This window comes from Streptomyces calidiresistens (assembly GCF_014141525.1).
In the GTDB taxonomy this organism is placed as follows: domain Bacteria; phylum Actinomycetota; class Actinomycetes; order Streptomycetales; family Streptomycetaceae; genus Streptomyces; species Streptomyces calidiresistens.
Map to the genome: position 1 here is coordinate 1 of NZ_VKHS01001090.1, position 1439 is coordinate 1439.

General features: G+C 74.2%; 2 protein-coding genes. One reads left to right on the top strand and one right to left on the bottom strand.

Features of this window, described 5'->3' with window-relative positions:
• Nucleotides 1-35: 35 nt before the first annotated feature.
• Entirely contained in the window at nt 36-1007 is a 972-nt protein-coding gene (locus FOE67_RS25615) for a thiamine-phosphate kinase (RefSeq protein WP_182667199.1), read from the bottom strand.
• Between the two features lie 131 nt (nt 1008-1138).
• Here FOE67_RS25615 and FOE67_RS25620 point away from each other — a divergent pair, with 131 nt between their 5' ends.
• Nucleotides 1139-1372, top strand: a complete 234-nt coding sequence (locus tag FOE67_RS25620) for an Lrp/AsnC family transcriptional regulator (RefSeq protein ID WP_182667200.1) — start codon at nt 1139-1141, stop codon at nt 1370-1372.
• Nucleotides 1373-1439: the final 67 nt, after the last annotated feature.

Sequence of the window (1439 nt, forward strand, 5' to 3'; positions counted from 1 at the left end):
GACGGACACCGGCTCGGGGCCGGGGCGTGACGGGCTCACAGTGCCTCCTCGGGGGTGTTGAAGTGGTCCCATCCCCCGGCACGTTCCCAGAGCGCGTCGTCCACCGTCACGGCCGGAGGGGCGGTGGGGGGCAGCACCTCGCCGATGCGCCTCCACCGGGCGGGCAGCTTGGTGTGCGGCGGGAAGGTGGCGACGATGGCGTGGTCCTCTCCCCCGGTGAGCACCCACTGCAGGGGGTCCACGCCGACGGCGTTGCCGATGTCGGACATCTGCGCGGGCACGTCCAGCGCGGCGGAGCGCAGGTTGATGCGCACGTGGCTGGCCCGGGCGATGTGTCCCAGGTCGGCCAGCAGGCCGTCGCTGACGTCGGTCATCGAGGTGGCACCGAGTTCCGCGGCCAGGGGACCCGCCGCGTAGGGCGGTTCGGGGCGGCGATGGGCCTCCACGAAGGCGCGGGGGGAGCGGAACCCGCGTGCCAGGACGGCGTAGCCGGCCGCCGACCAGCCCAGCCAGCCGTTGACCGCGACCACGTCGCCGGGGCGGGCCCCGGAGCGGGTGACCGGCTCGCGGTGGCGCAGGTCCCCCAGCGCGGTGATCGAGACGGTGATCGTCGCGCCCCGGACCACGTCGCCCCCCGCCACGCCCGCGCCGGCGACGCGGCACTCGTCCCGGATGCCGTCCATCAGCTCCAGCGGCCAGGTGGCGGAGAGTTCCGCCGGAACCACCAGGCCGAGCAGCAGGGCGGTCGGGGAGGCCCCCATGGCGGCCACGTCGGCCAGGTTCTGCGCGGCGGCCTTGCGGCCGACGTCGTAGGCGGTGGACCAGTCGCGGCGGAAGTGCCGGCCCTCCACCAGGATGTCGGTGGTGGCGACGACGCGCCGATCCGGCGCCGCGACCACCGCGGCGTCGTCTCCCGGGCCCAGCCGCACGGCGGGTGCGTCGCTGATCCGGGCGGTGAGCTCCCGGATCAACCCGAACTCGCCCAGCTCGCCCACGGTGCCCTTCACTCCGCTCTCCTCATGTCTCGTCTCCGGCCATCGGGTCAACCTGTGGTGCCCGGCGGCCCCGACAACTCCCTGCCGCAGGTCATGACGCGCTACGGTAGCGCCCCGATCCTCGAAGCCGCCCTGGAGGACCCGTGGTACAGGCGTACATCCTGATTCAGACCGAAGTGGGCAAGGCGTCCACCGTGGCCGATGTCATCTCCAAACTGCCCGGCGTCCTCCAGGCGGAGGACGTCACCGGCCCGTACGACGTGATCGCGCGGGCCGAGGCGGACTCCGTCGACGAGTTGGGCCGCCTGGTGGTCGCCGAGGTACAGCGCGTGCCGGGCATCACACGGACGCTGACCTGCCCCGTCGTCCATCTGTGAGGGGGAGCCGGGCGGGAGCCGGGTCCCTGCGCGGGATCGCCCGCGACCCCTCCGCCACCCCCGGCCC